This window comes from Paenibacillus gyeongsangnamensis (genome assembly GCF_027533625.1).
GTDB lineage: Bacteria > Bacillota > Bacilli > Paenibacillales > NBRC-103111 > Paenibacillus_G > Paenibacillus_G gyeongsangnamensis.
The window spans coordinates 37764-57886 of the sequence record NZ_JAQAGZ010000013.1 but is presented as its reverse complement, the minus strand read 5'-3'; the positions used below and the strand labels follow the sequence as shown (position 1 = coordinate 57886).

General features: G+C 54.9%; 20 protein-coding genes. 1 reads left to right on the top strand and 19 read right to left on the bottom strand.

All coding sequences use genetic code 11. From position 1 onward, the window contains the following. Positions 1–4 precede the first annotated feature (4 nt). The 15 genes from O9H85_RS19960 to cymR form a co-directional block, all read right to left on the bottom strand. Entirely contained in the window at positions 5–949 is a 945-nt protein-coding gene (locus O9H85_RS19960) for a peptidase U32 family protein (protein ID WP_269883181.1), read from the bottom strand. 28 nt (positions 950–977) lie between these two features. Continuing rightward, the gene (gene mltG / locus O9H85_RS19955; RefSeq protein ID WP_269883180.1) at positions 978–2030 is read right to left on the bottom strand and encodes an endolytic transglycosylase MltG; all 1053 of its coding nucleotides are present in this window, start codon (positions 2028–2030) and stop codon (positions 978–980) included. A gap of 97 nt (positions 2031–2127) precedes the next feature. Next, positions 2128–2427, bottom strand: coding sequence for a DUF1292 domain-containing protein (locus O9H85_RS19950; protein WP_269883318.1), 300 nt, complete (start codon positions 2425–2427; stop codon positions 2128–2130). A 22-nt stretch (positions 2428–2449) separates the two neighbouring features. Further along, a complete protein-coding gene (locus O9H85_RS19945) occupies positions 2450–2776 on the bottom strand; it encodes a DUF1292 domain-containing protein (protein WP_269883179.1) in 327 nt (108 codons plus the stop codon). Positions 2777–2781: 5 nt separating this feature from the next. Then, entirely contained in the window at positions 2782–3198 is a 417-nt protein-coding gene (gene ruvX / locus O9H85_RS19940; RefSeq protein ID WP_269883178.1) for a Holliday junction resolvase RuvX, read from the bottom strand. A 40-nt stretch (positions 3199–3238) separates the two neighbouring features. Further along, complete coding sequence (locus O9H85_RS19935) at positions 3239–3502, bottom strand: IreB family regulatory phosphoprotein (RefSeq protein ID WP_010497096.1); 264 nt, start codon at positions 3500–3502, stop codon at positions 3239–3241. A 110-nt stretch (positions 3503–3612) separates the two neighbouring features. After that, complete coding sequence (alaS, locus tag O9H85_RS19930) at positions 3613–6243, bottom strand: alanine--tRNA ligase (protein WP_269883177.1); 2631 nt, start codon at positions 6241–6243, stop codon at positions 3613–3615. Between the two features lie 419 nt (positions 6244–6662). Continuing rightward, entirely contained in the window at positions 6663–6950 is a 288-nt protein-coding gene (locus O9H85_RS19925; protein WP_269883176.1) for a hypothetical protein, read from the bottom strand. Positions 6951–6983: 33 nt separating this feature from the next. Beyond that, positions 6984–8264 carry an ArsB/NhaD family transporter gene (locus O9H85_RS19920; protein ID WP_269883175.1) on the bottom strand — a complete coding sequence of 427 codons (1281 nt, stop codon included), beginning with the start codon at positions 8262–8264 and terminating at the stop codon, positions 6984–6986. Positions 8265–8429: 165 nt separating this feature from the next. Then, positions 8430–9503, bottom strand: coding sequence for an AI-2E family transporter (locus O9H85_RS19915; protein ID WP_269883174.1), 1074 nt, complete (start codon positions 9501–9503; stop codon positions 8430–8432). Positions 9504–9918: 415 nt separating this feature from the next. Beyond that, entirely contained in the window at positions 9919–11139 is a 1221-nt protein-coding gene (locus O9H85_RS19910; RefSeq protein ID WP_269883173.1) for an IS110 family RNA-guided transposase, read from the bottom strand. A gap of 334 nt (positions 11140–11473) precedes the next feature. Then, positions 11474–11671 (bottom strand): hypothetical protein, encoded by a 198-nt coding sequence (locus O9H85_RS19905; protein WP_028549805.1) that lies wholly within the window; start codon positions 11669–11671, stop codon positions 11474–11476. A gap of 11 nt (positions 11672–11682) precedes the next feature. Then, a complete protein-coding gene (locus O9H85_RS19900) occupies positions 11683–12207 on the bottom strand; it encodes a PRC-barrel domain-containing protein (protein ID WP_269883172.1) in 525 nt (174 codons plus the stop codon). Positions 12208–12425: 218 nt separating this feature from the next. Continuing rightward, positions 12426–13577 (bottom strand): cysteine desulfurase family protein, encoded by a 1152-nt coding sequence (locus O9H85_RS19895; RefSeq protein WP_269883171.1) that lies wholly within the window; start codon positions 13575–13577, stop codon positions 12426–12428. Positions 13578–13621: 44 nt separating this feature from the next. Continuing rightward, a complete protein-coding gene (gene cymR / locus O9H85_RS19890; RefSeq protein ID WP_269883170.1) occupies positions 13622–14041 on the bottom strand; it encodes a cysteine metabolism transcriptional regulator CymR in 420 nt (139 codons plus the stop codon). A 206-nt stretch (positions 14042–14247) separates the two neighbouring features. On the opposite strand from cymR, the gene mnmA reads away from it, so the two are divergent. Continuing rightward, on the top strand, positions 14248–15342 hold the full coding sequence (gene mnmA, locus O9H85_RS19885; protein WP_269883169.1) for a tRNA 2-thiouridine(34) synthase MnmA: 1095 nt from the start codon (positions 14248–14250) through the stop codon (positions 15340–15342). 112 nt (positions 15343–15454) lie between these two features. Here the strand turns inward: mnmA and O9H85_RS19880 are convergent, their stop codons facing one another. The 4 genes from O9H85_RS19880 to O9H85_RS19865 form a co-directional block, all read right to left on the bottom strand. Then, complete coding sequence (locus O9H85_RS19880) at positions 15455–17020, bottom strand: MDR family MFS transporter (RefSeq protein ID WP_269883168.1); 1566 nt, start codon at positions 17018–17020, stop codon at positions 15455–15457. After that, positions 17001–17723 carry a polymer-forming cytoskeletal protein gene (locus tag O9H85_RS19875; protein WP_269883167.1) on the bottom strand — a complete coding sequence of 241 codons (723 nt, stop codon included), beginning with the start codon at positions 17721–17723 and terminating at the stop codon, positions 17001–17003. The genes O9H85_RS19880 and O9H85_RS19875 overlap by 20 nt, the downstream gene beginning before the upstream one ends. A gap of 20 nt (positions 17724–17743) precedes the next feature. Continuing rightward, positions 17744–18367, bottom strand: a complete 624-nt coding sequence (locus tag O9H85_RS19870; RefSeq protein ID WP_269883166.1) for a YhbD family protein — start codon at positions 18365–18367, stop codon at positions 17744–17746. A 282-nt stretch (positions 18368–18649) separates the two neighbouring features. Continuing rightward, positions 18650–19996 carry a hemolysin family protein gene (locus O9H85_RS19865; RefSeq protein WP_269883165.1) on the bottom strand — a complete coding sequence of 449 codons (1347 nt, stop codon included), beginning with the start codon at positions 19994–19996 and terminating at the stop codon, positions 18650–18652. Positions 19997–20123 lie beyond the last annotated feature (127 nt).

Sequence of the window (20123 nt, the reverse complement as noted above, 5' to 3'; positions counted from 1 at the left end):
TAGATTAATAAACCTGCTCTTTATAAAAGAATCCGTACGTCAGCTCGCGCCGCGGGTCCTGCAGCACCCGGATGGCATCCAGCCATTCCTCCCGGAACGCATACCCTTCCGGATCGGCGCAATAGGCGTCGATCGCCTGTCGGTAGCTGCGCAGCACCGTTTCGTTATATTCGACGGACTTCAGCAGCCCTTCGATCTTGAGGGAATCGACGCCTCCCTCGATCAGCTCATGCACGCTGTCCAGCATGCATACGTCGTCGGAGCTCATTATGTGCGTTCCGTTGGCGTCTTCGTATACCGGATAACGTTCGTTCTGGCGCTCCTGCTCGATCAGGAACAGCTGATCCTCCACACCGGTCCCGATGCCGTCCGGCATTTCGGCCGGCCGGCCCTGATGATCCTTATAATTGGACAGCAGGGTGCGCTTCGAATGATAGATGTTCGTCAGGCCATGCACCTGTACCTGAACCTCCATGTCGTCCCCGAGCTGCCGTTTGATCTCCAACGTCTCTTCCAGGTTGAGCTCCCGGGCCAGCACGATGCGCATGGAGCCCTTGGAGCGCCAATAGCGCGCCGTCGCATAGTTCGTCGAGGTCATTTCGGCATTCCAATGCAGGGGCATTCCGGGAGCCGAGCTGCGGACCGCTATCAGCACGGCCGGATCGCCGAATACGAGCGCGTCGATCTTTAGCCCCTGGAGCCCGGCGATATAATCTCCCAGCTCACCCAGAATTTCATTGTCCATAATGTTGTTCACCGCGGCGTATACCTTCGCTCCCCGCTCGTGAATCCAAGGTACGATCTTCGCCAGCTCCTCCAGCGTCACTTCCCCGGGCAGACGCATGCCGAACCGATGCTCGCCCACGACCACCGCATCTGCGCCGGCCTCAATATAACGCCGGATTTCCTCTAACGAGCCGGCCGCAATCAACAATTCCGGTTTCTTCATCCTCGCTCACCTGCTTCAATCTGCTGATTTATGGAGTCGCCGCTTTCTTGCTGTCGGCGATATTTTTCTGATGCTGCTCGTACGTCTCGGCGAACAGATGCCCTTTGCTGCCGTCCTTCTTCGTGACGTAGAACAAATATTTCGTTTCCACCGGGTAAAGCGCCGCGCGAATGGAGGCCAGGCTCGGACTTGCGATCGGCCCAGGCGGCAGACCTGGATGCAAGTACGTATTATAGGGGCTTTCCAGCTGCAAATCCTTCTCGAGCAGCCGCTCCTTCGGCTTGTCGAACAAATACTGCACCGTGGCGTCGATCTGAAGCGGCATCCCCTTCTGCAGCCGGTTATAGATCACGCTGCTGACAAGCGGGCGTTCCTCCTCAAGCGCTACCTCGCGCTCGATCAGAGAGGCGACGGTCAGCAGTTGATGGACCGTTAGCCCCCGCTTCTGGAGGGCGGCCTGCCAATCCGGGAACTGGGCCAGCTTGGTGTCCAGCTCCCCCGCCATCGTCTCGACGATTTCCTCGGGGCGCACATCCTTCTTCCATTCGTACGTGTCGGGGAAGAGATACCCCTCCAGCCGTGTCCGAATCGCCGGCTGCTCTGGTATTTGCGCCGCTACCGATCCCTGAGCCCCCTTGAACTGCTGAGCCGCCTGCAGGAAGGCGTCCGCACCGATCCCGATCGACTGCAGCTTCTCGGCGATTTGCCTGACGGTGTATCCTTCCGGAACGGTAAGCTTCAGCGTATCTTCTTTCACCGTCTGTCCTTGATTGAGACGCTCAATGATTTGATCGGGCGTCAGGCCCGGCGTCATTTCATACTCGCCCGCTTGGAAGCGTGCCCCCTGCTTCTTATACTTTAGATACCAAGTAAAGACCGATCCGCTGCGGATAAGACCTTCCGCTTCCAATAAGGAAGACAGCTCCGTCGTGGACATTCCTGCTGGATAAACAATCCGTTTGGCTTCCTTCGAGGCCGGCATAGGCTTCAGCGACGAGCCGATGTACAGCAAGAAGCCGGAGGCCGCTCCCGCGGCGGCAAGTATTAGTATAACCAGTGTCCAAATGAGCCTGCGCTTCATCCCGCACCCTTTCCATCGCATCCAGCAAATACCCGTTAACCAAACGGAAAAAGAGCGGATCATCTCCGCTCAAGATCAAACAAACTCAGGTAGTAAGCTACAACGATTCGTCCGTCGGAAAACTCAGTTCGTCGAAGAGCTCGGAAATTTGTTCCCATTCCTCGTCGTCCTCGATCGTCTCAAGCTCCGGCTCACCGTCCGCCTTGCGCGTTACACGGTAAATCTCGGGCTCGTCTTCCTTGCCGGGCTTTGTCTTCTCCAGCATCGCATAGGCGACATCCCCCAGCTGAAATTCGGAGACGATCCGGTAGACGACCGATTCCTCACGCTCATCATACAGAATGATATCATCTCCGTAAGCCTCGCGCAACTGATTCGTCGGTGTTATATCTTTCATAGAAACCAAAAGGGGCTCCTCCTTACTTGGACTCTTCCTCATCCTCTTCGAATTCGTCCATCAGCGTATTGAAGGTTTCCTCCACGATGTTCCATTCCTCTTCGTCTTCGATTGTGAAGAGCTGCAGATCGTCTCCATCTTCCTCATAGCGGAAGGCGTAGACTTCATCGGATTCCTCGTCCGCATCGACCGGAACGACCATCATGTACTTTGCGTCGGAGCCATCCACCTCAAACTTCATAATAACCTCGAACTCTTCTTCGTTCCCGTCTTCGTCCGGAATGAAAATGATCTCCGGTTCTTCTTCCAGCAGTTGGTCCTTTTCCAGGTTCTGATCCTTGTCGGACATGCTCTTCACCTCTTCGATTTGGAATCCATATAGTTTTGCAAAATGAGCGCAGCCGCCATCTTATCGATAACCTGCTTGCGCTTCCTGCGGCTGACGTCGGCTTCGAGCAGCGTCCGCTGGGCGGAAACCGTCGTCAGCCGTTCGTCCCACAAGTGCACCGGCATTTGCAGGCTTTCCTTCAAGCCTTCGGCAAACGCGATACATATTTCTCCACGGGGGCCGATCGTGTTGTTCATATTCTTCGGCAGGCCGACGACAATCTCCGTCACCGTGTACTGCTGAATCAGCTCGCGCAGGCGGCCCAGGTCCCGCTCCTGCGTGGAGCGGCGGATGACCTCCAGTCCCTGCGCGGTCCAGCCCAGCTCGTCGCTGACGGCGACGCCGATCGTCTTGTCCCCGTAGTCCAATCCCATTAACCGCATGCTGCCGTCCCCCGGCTGCGCCAAAGCCGCAGCCGTCCGATTATGACTTATATTGCTGCAAGTAGGACCGCACCAGCTCTTCGATCAGCTCGTCACGCTCTCTTTTGCGAATGATGCTTCTGGCGTTGTTATGGCGCGGAATGTACGCGGGATCTCCGGACAGCAGGTAGCCGACGATCTGGTTGATCGGGTTGTAGCCCTTCTCCTGAAGCGCGTCATATACGGCCAAAATGACTTCCTTGGGTGATGTTTCGATCTCTTCCGCTTTAACGTTAAATTTCATCGTTTTATCCATCGAACTCATCCCAAACACCCCCCTGTAATCATTCATTACTGTTCCATATTCGCCGTTTGTCGAAAAATTCCTCTTGACAGCGAAATATTATTTACAATTTTTACGATTTATCGGTTGGATTAAGCCGTCACTTGGCTGCGCAAGAGCGATTCCACGGCTTCCAGCGCCTCCTGCAGCTTGGCGGGCTCTTTGCCTCCGGCTTGCGCCATATCCGGCCGTCCGCCGCCGCTGCCTCCGCAGCGCGCCGCCACTTCCTTGATCAGCTTGCCGGCATGATAGCCCTTGCCCACCAAATCCGGCGTAACCGCAGCCACCAGGTTGACCTTATCCTCCGCAGCCGCCCCAAGCACGATGACGGCCGAGCCGAGCTTCGATTTCATCTGGTCGACGATATTGCGCAGCGATTCCATATCCCCGGCATTCACTTGAGCTGCCAAGAGCGGTACGCCGTCAACGGACTTCACCCGGTCCGTCAGAGAGCCGGCTTCGATTCCGCTCAGCTTCGCCTTCAGCGATTCGTTCTCGCGGGAAAGCTCCTTCACTTGAGCGAAGGTCGCTTCAATCCGCTTCGGCACATCGGCGATATTCGACTTAAGGAGACCCGCCGCGTCACGCAGCAGCTGAAGCTGATCTTCAAGATATTCATAAGCTCCGCGTCCGGTGACAGCTTCGATCCGGCGCACGCCGGAGCCGATGCCCGATTCCGAGACGATCTTGAATAGACCGATCTGGCTCGTATTCTGCACATGGCAGCCGCCGCACAGCTCCAGGCTGTAGCCGCCGACGCGCACGACGCGCACGATATCGCCGTATTTCTCGCCGAACAGCGCCATGGCGCCCATCGCTTTCGCTTCGGCGATCGGTTTCAAAGAGATATCGACCGGAACGGTTTTCCAAATCTGCTCGTTGACGCGCTTCTCGATCTCCTGCAGCTCTTCCGCACTGATCGTGCCGAAATGCGAGAAGTCGAAGCGAAGACGCTCCGGAGCCACCTGGGAGCCGGCCTGATTGACATGCTCGCCGAGCACTTCCTTGAGCGCTTTATGGAGCAGGTGCGTCGCCGTATGGTTGCGGATAATGTCCTCGCGCACCGATTGCGTAACCGCAGCCTGCACGCTGTCGCCTTTGCGCAGCACGCCCGCCTCAACAACGACCGTATGCACGTGCTGGCCGTGAGGCGCTTTGCCCACGTCCTCCACCTTCAGCACGGTATCTCCGGAGGTGATGTACCCGTGGTCGCTGACCTGACCGCCGCTCTCGGCATAGAAAGGCGTTTGGTCGAGAATGATTTGGCAGGTCTCGCCGATGCCGACTAAATCCACAAATTGATTCTCGTGTACGACAGCTATGATTTTAGCATTGGTTACCAGATCAGTATAACCAACAAAATCGCTTTTAACCGTAAAGTCGGCCAGCGGCCCGCCCTGCACCTTCATGCTGTCGGACTCTTGACGTGCGGCGCGTGCGCGGTCCCGCTGCGCCTGCATCGCCTGGTCGAAGCCCTCGCGGTCGACGGTAAGCCCCTTCTCCGCCGCGAAATCCTCCGTAAGATCGAACGGGAAGCCGAAGGTATCGTACAAGCGGAATGCGTCCGCTCCGCCGATTTGCGTCGAGCCTTCCTTGCCCGCTTTGTCTACGAGCTCGGCGAGAATCGCCAGACCGTCGGACAGCGTCTCGTGGAAGCGCTCCTCTTCGGTACGGATGACCTTCTCGATGAATTCGCGCTTCTCGACCACTTCCGGATAGTACACGCCCATCACTTCGCCGACGATCGGCGTCAGCTGGTACAGGAACGGCTTATCCATGCCGAGCACCTTTCCGTAGCGCACCGCGCGGCGGAGCAGACGGCGGATGACGTAGCCCCGGCCTTCGTTGGAAGGCAGGACGCCGTCGCCGACGGAGAAAGCAACCGTACGGATATGGTCGGCGATCACTTTAAGCGCGATATCGTTTTCGTTGTTTTCCTTATACTTCACGCCGGCCAGCTCGCATGTCTTTTGGATGAGCGGCTGGAACAGGTCGGTATCGAAGTTGGAATCGACATCTTGCAGGATGGAAGCGAAGCGCTCCAGACCCGCGCCAGTATCGATGTTCTTGTTCGGAAGCGGCGTATAGCTGCCGTCTTTGTTATGGTTGAACTGCGAGAACACGAGGTTCCATACCTCGAGGAAGCGCTCGTTCTCGCCGCCCGGCCAGCACTCGGGATCGCTTAGATCGCCGTACTTCTCGCCACGGTCATAGAAAATTTCGGTACAAGGTCCGCAAGGGCCCTCGCCGATATCCCAGAAGTTTTCGTCCAATTTGTAGATGCGTTCCTCCGGAATGCCGATCTTTTTGTTCCAGAAATCGAACGCTTCGGTATCCTCGGGGTAAACGGTTACCGACAGGCGCTCCGGATCGAAGCCGATCCATTCCTTGCCCGAGAGGAATTCCCATGCCCAAGTAATGGCTTCTTCCTTGAAATAGTCGCCGATGGAGAAGTTGCCCAGCATCTCGAAGAACGTATGGTGCCGGCGCGTCTTGCCGACGTTCTCGATGTCGTTGGTGCGGATGCACTTCTGCGAGTTCGCGATCCGCGGATTGTCCGGCGCGACGCGGCCGTCGAAATACGGCTTTAGCGGCGCCATCCCGGCGTTGATCCAGAGCAGCGACGGATCGTTGTGCGGAACAAGCGGAGCGCTCGGCTCGATCTTGTGTCCCTTGCTTTCAAAAAACTTCAACCATTTGGAACGGATTTCACTGGCTTTCATTGAAATGGACCTCCTTGATTTCATCTGCATTCGTAAACTTTAAACCGCTTGCGCGAATGACTCCTAAACAAACAAAAAACGCCCCTGCGAACAGGGACGAATTCATCGCGGTACCACCCTGGTTACTGATCGCCGCCCGGCATGATATCTGCAAAGGCCGGCGTTCAATCTCCTTCAAGGGACGTTAACGGGTCCGGCCGGCGGAGTTCGTCCGCGCTCCGAAATGAGCGTTCGGTCATCCTTCACTAGAAAGGCTCTTGCAGCGGCCTCCGCGAATCTGTGGGACCGAGCCTTCTCTCTGGCTAATGGACTATGACCTACTGAATTTCATCGACACTTTCGTGCTATAAAATACACCTAGAGTAAAATTATACTCTTTCGCCCTTCTCCGTGTCAACTTGGCTTAGGTCCCGGTCCGCTCACATCTCGGCCCACCGGAGCTCCTTCAGCAGCTGATGCCGGAACAGCCGCAGCATGAAGTCCGGATAGAACTCCTCGCTGATAATCCACTGGTACTCATACTCGGGATGAGCATAGAACAGCACATCCGTGTATCGGTCGTTATGATCGAAATAGGCCCGGATTTGCTTCACAGCCAGCTCCACCTTCGTGTCCGGCCGCTTCAGCTTCATCCGGAATTCCATATCCTGCCCGTTGTGACACTCGCTGATCTCCAGCAGCTCCGCGTCGAACGTATAGCGCAGCACATTCGCCGCCTCCTTCTATGACAAGCGCTTCTTTTACATTAAATATCTCACATATATATAGGCGCTTGCAATGACGACCGACAGGAGCATGAGCGGAAACGCCATTTTGAAGAACCGCATGAACGAAATCGGGTACCCTTCGCGGGCCGCAAGCCCCGCGACGATCAGGTTGGCGCTCGCGCCGACCAGGGAGCCGTTGCCGCCGAGACACGCGCCCAGCGCCAGGCTCCACCACAGCGGCTCGAGATTAGTGACGCCTCGAAGGCCCATCTCCTGAATCATCGGGATCATCGTGGCCACGAACGGAATGTTATCGAGGAAGGCTGACGCGATGGCGCTCAGCCAAAGGATCAAGAAAGCGGCCTTCACGGTATTGCCGCCGGTTACCCCTACGGCCGTATCGGCCAGCGCCGCGATGACCCCTGTTTCCACCAAACCCGACACCAGTACGAACAAGCCGACGAAGAAGAAAATCGTCGTCCATTCCACGCGGTGGAACGCCTGCTCCAAGGTGTGCTCTCCCGTAAGGAGCATCAGAAGGAACGCGCCGGCCAGGGCGACAGTAGCCGATTCTAGATGCAGCGCTTGATGCAGGAAAAATCCGATGATCGTGATGCCCATCGCGATCAAGCATTTGACGAGCAGAGCCTTATCGCGGATCTCTTCCTTTTCCTGCATCGACATCAGGCTCAGCCGCTGCTCCTCGGTCGTAACGAGCTGTTTGCGGTACACCAATATGAAGAACGGCAGCGTCGCCGCTAAGATAACGAACGAAATCAAGGTCAGGTTGTCGATAAACGCCATGAAGGTCAGCTCCTTCACCGCGCTGCCGATCATAATGTTCGGCGGATCTCCGATCAGCGTCGCCGTTCCGCCGATATTGGAGGCCATGATCTGCGAGATGAGGAATGGAACCGGCGTCACCCGCAGCTGACGCGTAATGCTGAACGTCACGGGCACCATCAGGAGCACCGTCGTTACGTTGTCTAGAAAGGCCGAACCGATCGCCGTGACGACGGCCAGCACGAGTATAATCCGTACCGGATGCCCTCCGGCCTTCTTGGCCGCCCAGACGGCAATGAAGCTGAACAGCCCCGTCTCCGCGGTTACCCCCACGATCATCATCATGCCGATGAGCAGCCCCAGCGTATTGAAATCAATGTGATGGAGCGCCGCCTCCTGGCTGACGATACCCAGACCAACCATCAGAATGCCGCCGATCATGGCGATGATGGTACGGTGAATTTTTTCCGAAATAATGAAACCGTACGCTGCCAAGAACATTCCGATGGCCAAGTATGCTTGCTGCTGCATGTTTCTCTCTCCTCCCCCTGATTTCCCTAAAAAAGACAAAAAGGAGCCCTTGGTGACAGGCTCCTCCGTATCTTCCTATTCGGTTGGCAGGGTAACTAAGCGATGGTTTGCTCATCTTAGATACGTCGCTTTCCTTTACCGGTTTCATTATTTTGAGAAAAAAAATTATCCGACGGGCCTTCGATGGATGTAGTACATAAACACATGCTGAACAATAACCTTCAGCACCGCAAAGAAGGGGACGGCCAGGATCAACCCTATGATGCCGGCAAGCTCTCCTCCCACCATCAATGCGAACATGATGATCAGCGGATGCATTTGCAGGGAACGCCCGACCACTTGAGGAGAGATGACGTTGCCCTCAAGAATTTGGCAGGCGGTGTTGACGATGGCGACGAACAGCACCATTTTGAGCGATACCATGGATGCCACCACCAGCGCGGGAGCCGCTCCCAGGAAGGGTCCCAAATAAGGGACGATATTGAACACCGCCACGATGCTCGCGAGCAGTAGCGCATACGGCATCCCGATGAGCCAATACCCGATATACGCGAGCAGTCCGATAATGACGCAGACGATAAATTGGCCGCGGATGTAATTGCCGAGCGCCGTATCGATATCCATCAGCATCTTCACGATCGGCTTCCGGTGCTCCCGGGGAACGATGGTCAGCGCGGATTTTTCAATGGTCTGGAAATCCTTCAGCATATAAAAGGCGATAAACGGAATGATGAAGATGAGGAAGATCGTGTTGATCGTGCTGCCGATCCCGTTGATATAGTTCGCGATCGCGGCGGAGATGCTGCTCTCCAGCTTAGCGATGGACTGCTCGATACCCGAACGCACGCTGTCCGGCAGGAACTGCACCTGATTCATTCCGCTGGTCAGGCTCTGCGCCTTCAAGGCCAAATCCGGCATGTGCTGGTTGACCTCCTGCAGCTGGCGTATGAACATCGGGATAATATTCATCAGCACGACCGTGGACGAAGTGATGAACACGGCATAAATCGTAAGGACGGCGATGGTACGCGGCACCTTCCTCGCCCCGAGCAGGCTGACGACGGGATTGAGCACGTAAGAAATGATCATGGCGATGAGGAAGGGCGTCAGCACCTCCTGCAGAAAATGATATACCGCCGACAGCATCGGCCGGATCTGAAGCAGCATGAACAGAAGCAGCAGCACCAGCAGGGTATAAACGAGTCCGATGAACAGATGATTTCTGGTAAAACGGTCCACGCTTGTCGTCCTCCTTCTCCCGATTCTCCCAAGCGGCCGAAGCCTCTTTACAGTATATGTACAAGTTGGGCGTCTTAACCCTTCCCCAAGCTTCATCCGGAAAAAGATGACATAAGCGGGACGGGGCGTGAATACGCTATTTATCGGAGCAGCGGGGGCAGCCGGGACGCACCAGGATAAACGGCTACGCCGTCCTTGTCTTACAAGGACCAGCGCGTTTACCAAGGTTGATGCGAAGCTATAAGCTACGAAAACTTATAAATTCTGCCCTGAAAATAAAAATCGTAACTTGCTGCACGCCAAAGCTTTTGAAAATTTCATGCTGGGTTTTGTTATTAAAAACAGCCCTCTAAGCTCTATTTTTGGCAATAAGAAACTAAGCCCCCGAATACACAATTATTTAATGTCATTAAGTTTAAGCAGTTTGATCTTGAATATTTACTTGGAGTCCCAATGACTCCAGTCTCTTGATTGAGTTCTTTATCAAAATTTCTTTTTTTCGTTGGTCAAAGTAATCGAATCCTAGTTCGAGGTATTCTTGTCTTCGCGTTAACAAGATATGAACGATGGTTAGTATGGTATGACCAACGGCTATCGCCGCTCGATTCTTCCCTCGCCGCGCTGCGATTCGGTGGTACTGAGCCGATAAGTATGAGTTTTTCTTTCGCGCTACAGCTCGCGCCGCCTCAGTTAGGGCGCTTCGCAACTTTTTGTTTCCCTTTCGCGTTTTGGCCGACTTTTTCTTCCCCGCGCTTTCGTCATGACCTGGAGTCATTCCCGCCCATGAGCATAAATGTCCGGGGGTTGGAAACCGTGCCATGTCCGTACCGATCTCTGCTAAGATTTGTTCTGCAGTTCGTTTACCGACACCGGGGATAGAATCCAATAACTTCAGGTCTTCCGCAAAAGGGACCATGCGTTTATCGATCTCTGTATCCAATTCCGTGATCAGTTCGTTCACATAATCGATATGGGCTAGCTGTTTCTCGATCATGAGCAGTTGATGAGCTCCGAGTCGCCCTTCCAACGCCAGTTTTAACTGTTCTTTCTTTAACTTTAGTTTCTTTTGAGCGAAATCGGCCAAGACGGAAGCATCGGTTTCACCGGTAATCATGGCTTCCAACATGTTTCGTCCGGAAACTCCGATTACATTGGAAGCCACAGAGGATAGCTTGATGTTGCCGCCTTCCAGTACCTTTTGAAGCCGGTTCACTTCGCGTGTTCGCTCTTCAATGATGCTTCGCCGGTAACGAATAATCTCTCGCATCTCTCTTTGATCCCGATTCGGGATATAGCTTCCTTGCACCAAACCATGTCTTACTAACTTGGCGATCCATTCGGCATCTTTAACATCCGTTTTACGTCCGGGAACGGATTTGATGTGCTGAGCATTGACTACCATCGGCTTGAGATCTTCTAATTCCAACAGGTTGTATATTGGTTTCCAGTAGTCTCCCGTACTTTCCATCGCGACATGGGTGCATCGGTTTTGCTTGACCCAGTCCACGAGTTCAATCAGGTTCCGAGTCATTGTAGCAAATGTTCGAATCTCCTTTCTTTGAGGGGTGATGATGCAGGCAGTGATGCTCTTCTTATGAACATCCAGACCGCAACAGCGTTCATTTAATACATCCATGACTTGCTTCTCCTTAGACTGGATTGATTAAGGCTGGTGCAAACTACCAAAAGGGTTATTCTGCCCTACGTGCTTCCCGAAGGAGCAACAATCTGCGATGCACCGGGTCGTTTGTGGTCCGTCTTATCAACGGGCTCGTGGCACCAAGAATTTACGACCTACCTTCGCCAGCCATAGTAGAAGTATGGACAAAATTTTCATTTATCAGTGGTGCCGCAACAGCGGCATGGGAGTCTTATCAACTAAAAAAAACACCGCGCAGAGGAGCTGACGCCCTTACCCGGCGTCATCCTCTGGCGGTGTGCTTCGTCTGCTGCGTCAGCCGCAAGCCTTTCTAGTTGGCATGGACTTGAGGCATTTCTTCTTCAAAAAACAAGTCGTCCAGCGAACTGAGCGTACCGTCTTCTTCGACTTGATAGACGGACATTTTCTCGCCGTTCACGGTTAATTCGATAAAACAGCCCCAGCAGTAAAATTGATGGGAACCGATTTTGCCGATATCTTTGGAATTGCAATTTGGACAACGTAACATCATGCATCACCCTATTCTTCTTTTGGTACGAAGATTTCCTCCAACGCTTCACTCGCGTGAACGGGAACAATCACCGCATCCTCACCGACTCTAACCGACTCCGGCATGGGCAGCCACTTGCGCCCTTCTTTCAAATCAGAAATGAAACCCTCGGTTAATTCATAGCCTATTACCTGTTTACCCCTATCCGGGTCTAAATAAACGTCCTCAATGACACCAAGCTGCTGTCCGTTCACGGTGATGACCGGGAGACCTCTCACCTGGCTGTCTCCGCTTAACAGCCCGACGCCTGCCTTCGTGCAGGCTTCCAGCGGACGGATGACTTCTTCGCTGTCTATTGTGACGGCATCGTCGCCGACCGCAACAATGTCGTCCCATTCGATGCAGGTTACTTCGGAGAACCAACTCTTCGTCTCCAGCAGCAGCGCAACCGCGTTCCAGTCGGAGCCGATCAGCATATCCTTGACGATTCCGGACTGCTTGCCGGATTGTACGCATAAGACCGGTAAACCTATGATGTCACGTGCTCTTTTCATGGGTCTCCTTGGCAAATGTTTCTTTAATGCGAAAAGCTGGCGCTAAGCGCGATCCCGCGATAAGGGCTATGTATCTCCGGCCCCTCTTGAAATCCATTGATCTGATTTGAACTGGCTGAGGTAATCAATGAATTTCAAATGTGGCACGTAAACTCTACAATACATACCCTTATCCCTATTACGCTAAGCTCTGATAAGAGCATTAATTAAACATTTGCTTAACTTTTATTACGTAGACGGCGCACGATGGTTTCAATCGTGTGCACGGCGGTGCGGATTTGCCCGGCATCGTTCGTGCGGCCGAAGCTGAACCGGATCGCGGAGCTCGTGATCTCCTCGGGCAGGTTCATCGCCCGAAGGACGTGCGAAACTTCGAGGGATCCGGAGGTGCAGGCGGAGCCGCTCGCGGCCGCAATGCCCGCCAAATCCAGATTCATCAGCATCGTCTCGGTCGAGATGCCCGGGAAGCTGACGTTCAGAATGTGCGGAAGCCGCTCTTCCGGATGGCCGTTGATGACGAAACCGTCCTTGCCTAACCGTTCTTGAAGCCCGTTTACCATCTCAAGACGTAGTTTTTCCAAGTTTTGTTGCAAATCATACGCACGCTGAGTGAAAAGTTTCACCGCTTCGGCGAAGCCTGCGATACCGGCCGTATTCTCGGTGCCGGACCGACGCTTCCGCTCCTGCGAGCCGCCGTACAAAAACGGCGTCAGACGAATGCTCTTTGCTATATATAACGCGCCGGTCCCTTTGGGACCGCCTACTTTATGCGCGGAAAAACTCATTAGATCGACAGGAAGCCTGCCCAGATCGATCGGTACGTGGCCGAGCGACTGAACGGCATCGACATGAAAGCAAATGCCTTTGGCGCGCGCGATGTTCCCGATCGCTTCGATCGGCTGCAGCGTGCCTACTTCGTTGTTGCCATGCATGATGCTGATCAGGATGGTATCGGGGCGGATAGCCTTCTCGAGGTCGGATAAGGAGATTTGACCGTATCCATCTACGGGCAGGTAGGTCACATCGAAGCCAAGCTGTTCCAATCGTTCGCAGGCATGAAGCACGGCGTGGTGTTCCGCCTGCGAAGTAATGATGTGCTGTCCGCGGGAGCGGTAAGCTTCGGCTGCGCCGAACAGCGCCATGTTGTCGCTCTCGGTGCCGCCTCCCGTGAATATGAGCTGCGAGGGCGGACAGCCCAGTGCAGCCGCTATTGCGTCCCTGGACGCGTTCAAGGCGGCCTTGGCAGCCCGGCCGGCGCTATGGGTGCTGGAGGCGTTGCCGTAATGCTCGGTCCAATATGGAAGCATCGCCTGCACGACCTCCGGCAGCACCGGCGTCGTGGCCGCATGATCCAAGTAAATAGTGTTCAAGGTGATTCACCACATCTGCATGGCGGCCGGAGCCGCCGGATTATTTAAATATAGAACATGTAGCTGTTTTCGCTGCCTTCGTCCTTGTAATTGATCAAATCGCCCAGCGTCGTCGAATCCAGCACGTCGGCAATGCTGTCGCGGATGCGAATCCACAGGTGCCTCTTTGCAGGGTCGTCTTCCTCGGTAAAATCGACCGGACTGATCGGACCTTCCAGCACGCGGATAATATCCCCGGCGGAAATCTGTTCAGGCTCCTTCGACAAAATATATCCGCCATAAGCGCCGCGAATGCTCTTCACCAAGCCGGCATTGCGAAGCGGAGCCACAAGCTGCTCGAGATAATGCTCGGAGAGCTGATGCTTCTCGGCAATGCTCTTGAGCGAGGTAGGGCCTTCACCGAACTTCGTCGCCAGCTCCATCATGATGGTCAGCCCGTAGCGGCCTTTGGTTGAAATTTTCAAGAAATAGCACCTCGTTTACATTACATACATTATCGTATCATTTCTATGGTAACATAAAACCTTCTATCTTGGGAGAAAAACCGTGACATATTATTGAAATATTTTATTCTTTGGGCAATTCTATTGTATAATACGTCTAGGCGCTTATTATTAATTAGGGTCCCCTGCTTAGGGCAGGAGTGCAGGCAAAGAGAGGTATGCGAATCATGACTGGTCAACCGCGCGTCGTCCTCGGCATGTCCGGCGGCGTCGATTCTTCGGTTTCGGCGTTGCTGTTAAAGGAACAAGGCTACGAGGTCATAGGCGTATTTATGAAGAACTGGGACGATACCGACGAATTCGGCCATTGCACCGCAGAGGAAGATACGGAAGACGTGCGCCGGGTTTGCGATCAAATCGGTATTCCCTATTATACGGTAAATTTTGAGAAACAATACATGGACAAGGTATTCACCTACTTCCTGGATGAATACCGCAAAGGCCGGACTCCGAACCCCGATGTCATGTGCAACCGGGAAATCAAGTTCGGCGAATTCCTGCAGAAGGCGATGGAGCTCGGAGCGGATTACCTGGCAACCGGGCATTACGCCCGGGTGGAGAAGGATACGAACGGTTTGTTCCGGCTTCTGCGCGGCGTGGACGGCAACAAGGATCAGACGTATTTCCTGAATGCGCTGAATCAGAGCCAGCTCTCCAAAGCGATGTTCCCGATCGGCCATCTGCCGAAGTCCGAAGTTCGGGCCATCGCGGAGAAAGCCGGTCTCGCTACGGCCAAGAAGAAAGACAGCACCGGCGTCTGCTTCATCGGCGAGCGTAACTTCAAGGAGTTCCTGAGCAGCTACCTGCCGGCGAAGCCGGGCGAGATGCAAACGCTCGAGGGCGAAGTGAAGGGCCGCCATGACGGCCTGATGTACTACACGCTGGGCCAGCGTCAAGGCCTCGGCATCGGAGGCTCCGGCAGCGGCGAGCCTTGGTTCGTGGCCGGCAAAGACCTGGAGCGCAACATCCTGTACGTCGTCCAGGGCGAAAAGCATCCGGCGCTTTACACCACAAGCCTGAGCGCGACCGACCTGAACTGGATCAGCGGCCGCGTTCCTTCGGCCCCGCTCCACTGTACGGCGAAATTCCGCTACCGCCAGCCGGATCAAGGCGTGACGGTAACGTTCGGCGAAGGCGGAACCTGCGAAGTGGTGTTCGATCAGCCGCAAAAGGCGATCACGCCCGGACAATCCGTCGTCTTCTATGACGGAGAAGTATGCCTCGGCGGAGCCACAATCGATCGGATTCATCAACAAGGATAACCGGCTGCACCGCCCTTGATCTTACAAGGACCAGCGCGTTTATCACTAAGAAAATAAAACAGCGGATCTTGGCGGGAGCGATAGCTCCCGCCAAGATCCGCTGTTTTTTTAATTAATGTGTAGGAACCCGGGAAGCGGCCCGTTCTTTAGCGGGCTCCCCCGAAGCTGCGGGACGAGGCATCCGGTCCTTCCCCATCCACAGCACGAACAAGACGGTGAGCACGGCAGGTACTAGCGCCCACAGGAATGTCTGGGAAATGGAGGAGGACAGCGCCGCCGTAATCTTATCCAATACCGGCGCCGGGATCGCCTTCCGCGCTTCCGGCGATAGCAGCTCGCGCGGGTCGGCGTTCTTCATTCCTTGCCCCGCTCCGCTTAAACCTGCGAAGACGCTGTCCAGCTTGCCCGTCATCAGGTTGCGCTGAATAATGCCGAAGATGGTAATCCCGAGCGTCATGCCAAGCGACCGGAGGAAGGCCGAAGTCGAACTGGCCGAGCCGCGCTGGCGGACATCGAAGTTTTGAATGGAGGCCATGCCGAGCACGGAGAACGAAGCGCCCACGCCAAGCCCCGCGAGAATCATGTACATCGTCACAAGCCAGTGCGGCGTCGCCGGCGTTAGCGTTGTAAGCAGCGCCATTCCGGCGAGGAAAATCAGCGAGAAAATGATCATGATGCTGCGGTAGTTCATTTTGCCCGAGCCCGCCAGGAAGCCGCCGATTTGCGCCGATACGACCGTTCCCAGCATCATCGGCAGAAGAATGAGGCCGGAGTTCGTGGCGGTTCCGCCCAGCACGCCTTGGATGTAGATCGGAATATACACGGTTGCTACAATAAACCCCGCACCATAGAAGAAGCCGATCAGCGTGCTGGAAGCAAACAGCCGGTTCTTAAACATCGAGAACGAGACGACGGGTTCCTCCGCCCGCGTTTCGGCGAACAGGAACAGCGCGAACAGCACCGCGAAGCCTGCGAACAGAGCGAGAATAACGGAGGAGCCCCAGTCGTATTTGTTGCCTCCCAGCTCCAGGGCGAACATGAGACAGATGATGGCGCCGACGAGCGTGAACGCACCGGTCCAGTCGATCTTTTGACGCGAGTGCTGGATCGATTCGCTGTAGAAGAACAGAATCAAGCCGAGCGCCACGACGCCGAGCGGCAGATTGATGTAGAACACCCAGTGCCAGCCGATATAATCGGTGATATAAGCTCCCAGCAGCGGTCCGAAAATGCTCGACAAGCCGAATACGGCGCCGAACAGACCGGACATCTTGCCGCGGGTCTCGGGAGGGAACACGTCGAAGATGATCGTGAAGGCGATCGGCATAAGCGCGCCGCCGCCGATTCCCTGGATCGCCCGGTATATGCTCAGCTGGGTGATGCTGTGAGCCGTACCGCACAGGGCGGAGCCGATGAGAAACACCAGGATGCCGAAGATGAAGAAACGCTTGCGCCCGTACATATCGGACAGCTTGCCGAAGATCGGCATGGAGGCCATCTCCGCCACCATGTAAGCCGAGGTAACCCAGACGAACTTGTCGAGCCCTCCCAGATCGGCTACGATCGTCCCCATCGCCGTCGCGACGATCGTATTGTCCATCGAGGACATCAGAATCCCCAGCAGAAGCCCGGCCACCACGAACCCGAGCCGGCTCCGGCTAGATTTGCCTGCTGTCATGCACCTTGCCTCCTTTAAGCGGCGTGAACGATTCTTTGTATTCCACCAGATCGATCTCGCAACCGACGCCGATCGTCACCCGGCTGCCGCGGACAATCTTGGCCTTCGTGTTCTCGAGGTGAATTTCATCCCCCTCAATCGTATCCACGTCCAAATGCGGTACGAGGCGCGCGATAAACGGGTTCAGCATGGCGGATAATCCGCGTTTGCGGACGGTAATGCGCTCACCTCCGATATCCCGGGCCCGGGACGGGCCGTACAAGATCAGGTCGATCTCGCCCGCGTTGAGCAGACCTCCGATCTTGAAGGCGCCTTTTCCCGCGAACGTTTCCGTCTCGCAGTCGTCCTGAACGATGAGCTCTCCCTCCAGATCGACCAGCTCTCCTGTCAAACGTCCCTTCACATGCGCCGATCCGTGGCATTTCACGTCCCGGCAAGTTAAATCACCGCCGCTGCGCAGCTCCCCATGAATGTTGATCTTACCGGACTCCACCCTGCCCTGAATCTTGACGGTCCCGTTTACAATGATCGATTCGGACGATACGGTTCCGCGAACCTCGCTCGCCCCGTTGGTTTTCATCTGATTGCACTGTAGATCGCCGTAAACCTTGCCCTCTCCGTTAATTTTCACATTGGCATACAGTCCGCCCGAGGCGCTCCCGCTTCCCGAGATGACCAAATCTCCGCGATTATTGTTGTCCATATTGTTCCCTCCCATACAGTTTAAGATAGCTTCATTTTCAATTCTTCAACGCTTGCCGCAATCGGAATCCGTGCCACCATGCGCACCAGCTTCTCGAAATATAACTCGTTCGGACTTCCGCTAAGCAGAAAGCCTGAGACGCCCATCTTGCGAAAAAAAACAAGCTCGCACGGCATGCCCTTGAACTTAGGATAATGCTCCTGCAGCGTTTCCAGCAGAATTCTGCCTTCTTCCAGAGTAATTTCGCCGGTGCGCAGCAGCTTGTCGAGCAGATACACGTGAAGAATCATGTCAAAGGTATAAACGTCCGTATCCCCGTAGTATTGTTCGAACAGCTGCAGCGACTGCGGCGAGATCAGCCCCCGCTTCTCCAGATCGCCGCGCGGAATGGACGCTTCTACAAGATTGGGCGAGAAAACATCCGCCAGCTCGTCGAGCGACAAATCGTCCTTCATGTTCAAAATCTTATCGATCCGGGCCAGAATCTGCTCCTTTGGAAAAAAGGTCTCCTGTCCGGTAAACGTCGACTTGCGGATAAACCATTCCTCCGGAATGAGATTCTTCCGCTTCCAACGATACAATTGTCCGTAAGATATGCCGGTCAGCTCCAGCAAATCTTTCTTGGAAATCAACTGCTGCTCCATTCCTGCACCCCCTTGTTTCACAGTGTAACATAACACTGTTACGTTGTAAAGGGTGATTCTCGAACTTTGTTTCGCTATTTTTATGCAACGATCCAGTGAGAAGATGCCCAATGCCGGCATATAAGCGCCAGAAGCTTGTCTTTCATGGCACATTGTTACGTTAAGCAGCGTTGACTGGCAAGCCTATATATCGACAGTATTACGTAACAGTGTTGCACTGCAATGCAAATAAGCCCCGGCGCAGCTTCCTGCCGCCAGGACTCTATGAACGAACCGTTGCCGTCAGCTCCCTTCCATCCCGTCCAGGCCGTCTGCCGGCTTCTTATCCCCGTCGCTTAACGGACGGACGGTTACCCTCGTGATGCGCAGCTGGTCCGTCTCCTCGATCACGAATTCGCAAAGGTCGTTATAGGGGACCCGCTGATGCTTCTTCGGCGGAATCTCAGCCTGGGAGTAGATCCATCCCCCGATCGTATCGTAATCGTCCGACGCGATATCCATTCCGAAGAAGCTGTTCACTTCTTCGATCAGGAGGCGGCCGTCAATCGAATGGGTGCCGTCCTCACGCTTCTCGATCCGGGGCCGTTCCTCGTCGAATTCGTCCTGAATTTCTCCAACGATCTCCTCGATAATATCCTCGAACGTGACGAGCCCCGAGGTGCCGCCGTATTCGTCGATGAGGAGCGCCATCTGCGCCCTTTTCTTTTGCATCAGCTTGAGCAGCGCGCTGATCTGCATGGACTCCGGTACCTTCGTGATCGGACGGATGTAGCTTCGGATATCGTTCGCTTCATCGGACCGCAGCAAATCCTTAATGTGTACGAAGCCGATGATCCGGTCTTTGTCCGGGTCGCATACGGGGTACCGGGTATGCATCTCGCTGATGGCAATCGTTTTGTTATCCTCAAAGCTCATTTGGGTATAGAGGCAGACCATCTCGGTCCGGGGGATCATAATTTCGCGGGCATGCGTTTCGGTGAAATCGAAAATATTATCCACGAGAGCCAGCTCCGTGCTGTCGATGAGCCCGCTGCGGTTGCTTTCCTTCATCAGCACCCGGATCTCATCCTCCGTATGGGCGGACCGGTGCTCAGCCGTAGGCTCGATCCCCGTCAAACGGAGGAGCGCACCCGACATCCCGTTAAGAAGCAGGATGAGCGGATACATGCCTTTATAAAACCATACCAGAGGTCCCGACGACAGCAGCGTCACTTGCTCCGATTTGCGGATGGCGTAAGTCTTCGGGAACTGCTCGCCTAGCGTGATATGAAGCATCGTGATGATTGTAAAAGCCGCCGTGAACGCCAGCGCGTCGACCGCAGCCGCCGGCAGGCCGAGCGGCGCGAGCAGCGGGTGCAAGAACAGCGCCACCGCCGGTTCGCCAATCCAGCCCAGCCCCAAGGAGGCCAGGGTAATGCCCAACTGGCAAGCCGACAAGTAGGCATCCAGATGGCTTACGATTGATACCGCCAAGCGGGCGTTCCTTTTTCCTTCCTTCACGAGAAGATCGATGCGGGCGCGCTGCACCTTCACTATGGCGAATTCGGCCGCCACGAAGAACCCGTTCAAAAACACAAGCAGCAGTACCAAACCGATATATAGAGCGAGCGCCAGCGGATCACTACTCAAATGCATTACCTGCTCACCGGAGTGGGATGAACAGGTACACCTCCCTTAAGCCTGCAATTGGGCAACCGGCAGCCACAGCTGCCGAGGGGACGCCCGGTGGTTTATTATTAAACTATACAGCCGGGCG

Coding starts and splice junctions, on each gene's coding strand:
- mnmA (WP_269883169.1), top strand. CDS start 14,248: ATGACTGGTCAACCGCGCGTCGTCCTCGGCATGTCCGGCGGCGTCGAT.
- O9H85_RS19870 (WP_269883166.1), bottom strand. CDS start 18,367: ATGGAGCAGCAGTTGATTTCCAAGAAAGATTTGCTGGAGCTGACCGGC.
- O9H85_RS19905 (WP_028549805.1), bottom strand. CDS start 11,671: ATGTTACGTTGTCCAAATTGCAATTCCAAAGATATCGGCAAAATCGGT.
- O9H85_RS19880 (WP_269883168.1), bottom strand. CDS start 17,020: ATGACAGCAGGCAAATCTAGCCGGAGCCGGCTCGGGTTCGTGGTGGCC.
- ruvX (WP_269883178.1), bottom strand. CDS start 3,198: ATGCGGTTAATGGGATTGGACTACGGGGACAAGACGATCGGCGTCGCC.
- O9H85_RS19950 (WP_269883318.1), bottom strand. CDS start 2,427: ATGAAAGATATAACACCGACGAATCAGTTGCGCGAGGCTTACGGAGAT.
- mltG (WP_269883180.1), bottom strand. CDS start 2,030: ATGAAGCGCAGGCTCATTTGGACACTGGTTATACTAATACTTGCCGCC.
- O9H85_RS19945 (WP_269883179.1), bottom strand. CDS start 2,776: ATGTCCGACAAGGATCAGAACCTGGAAAAGGACCAACTGCTGGAAGAA.
- O9H85_RS19960 (WP_269883181.1), bottom strand. CDS start 949: ATGAAGAAACCGGAATTGTTGATTGCGGCCGGCTCGTTAGAGGAAATC.
- O9H85_RS19910 (WP_269883173.1), bottom strand. CDS start 11,139: ATGGATGTATTAAATGAACGCTGTTGCGGTCTGGATGTTCATAAGAAG.
- O9H85_RS19935 (WP_010497096.1), bottom strand. CDS start 3,502: ATGAGTTCGATGGATAAAACGATGAAATTTAACGTTAAAGCGGAAGAG.
- O9H85_RS19920 (WP_269883175.1), bottom strand. CDS start 8,264: ATGCAGCAGCAAGCATACTTGGCCATCGGAATGTTCTTGGCAGCGTAC.
- O9H85_RS19900 (WP_269883172.1), bottom strand. CDS start 12,207: ATGAAAAGAGCACGTGACATCATAGGTTTACCGGTCTTATGCGTACAA.
- alaS (WP_269883177.1), bottom strand. CDS start 6,243: ATGAAAGCCAGTGAAATCCGTTCCAAATGGTTGAAGTTTTTTGAAAGC.
- O9H85_RS19875 (WP_269883167.1), bottom strand. CDS start 17,723: ATGGACAACAATAATCGCGGAGATTTGGTCATCTCGGGAAGCGGGAGC.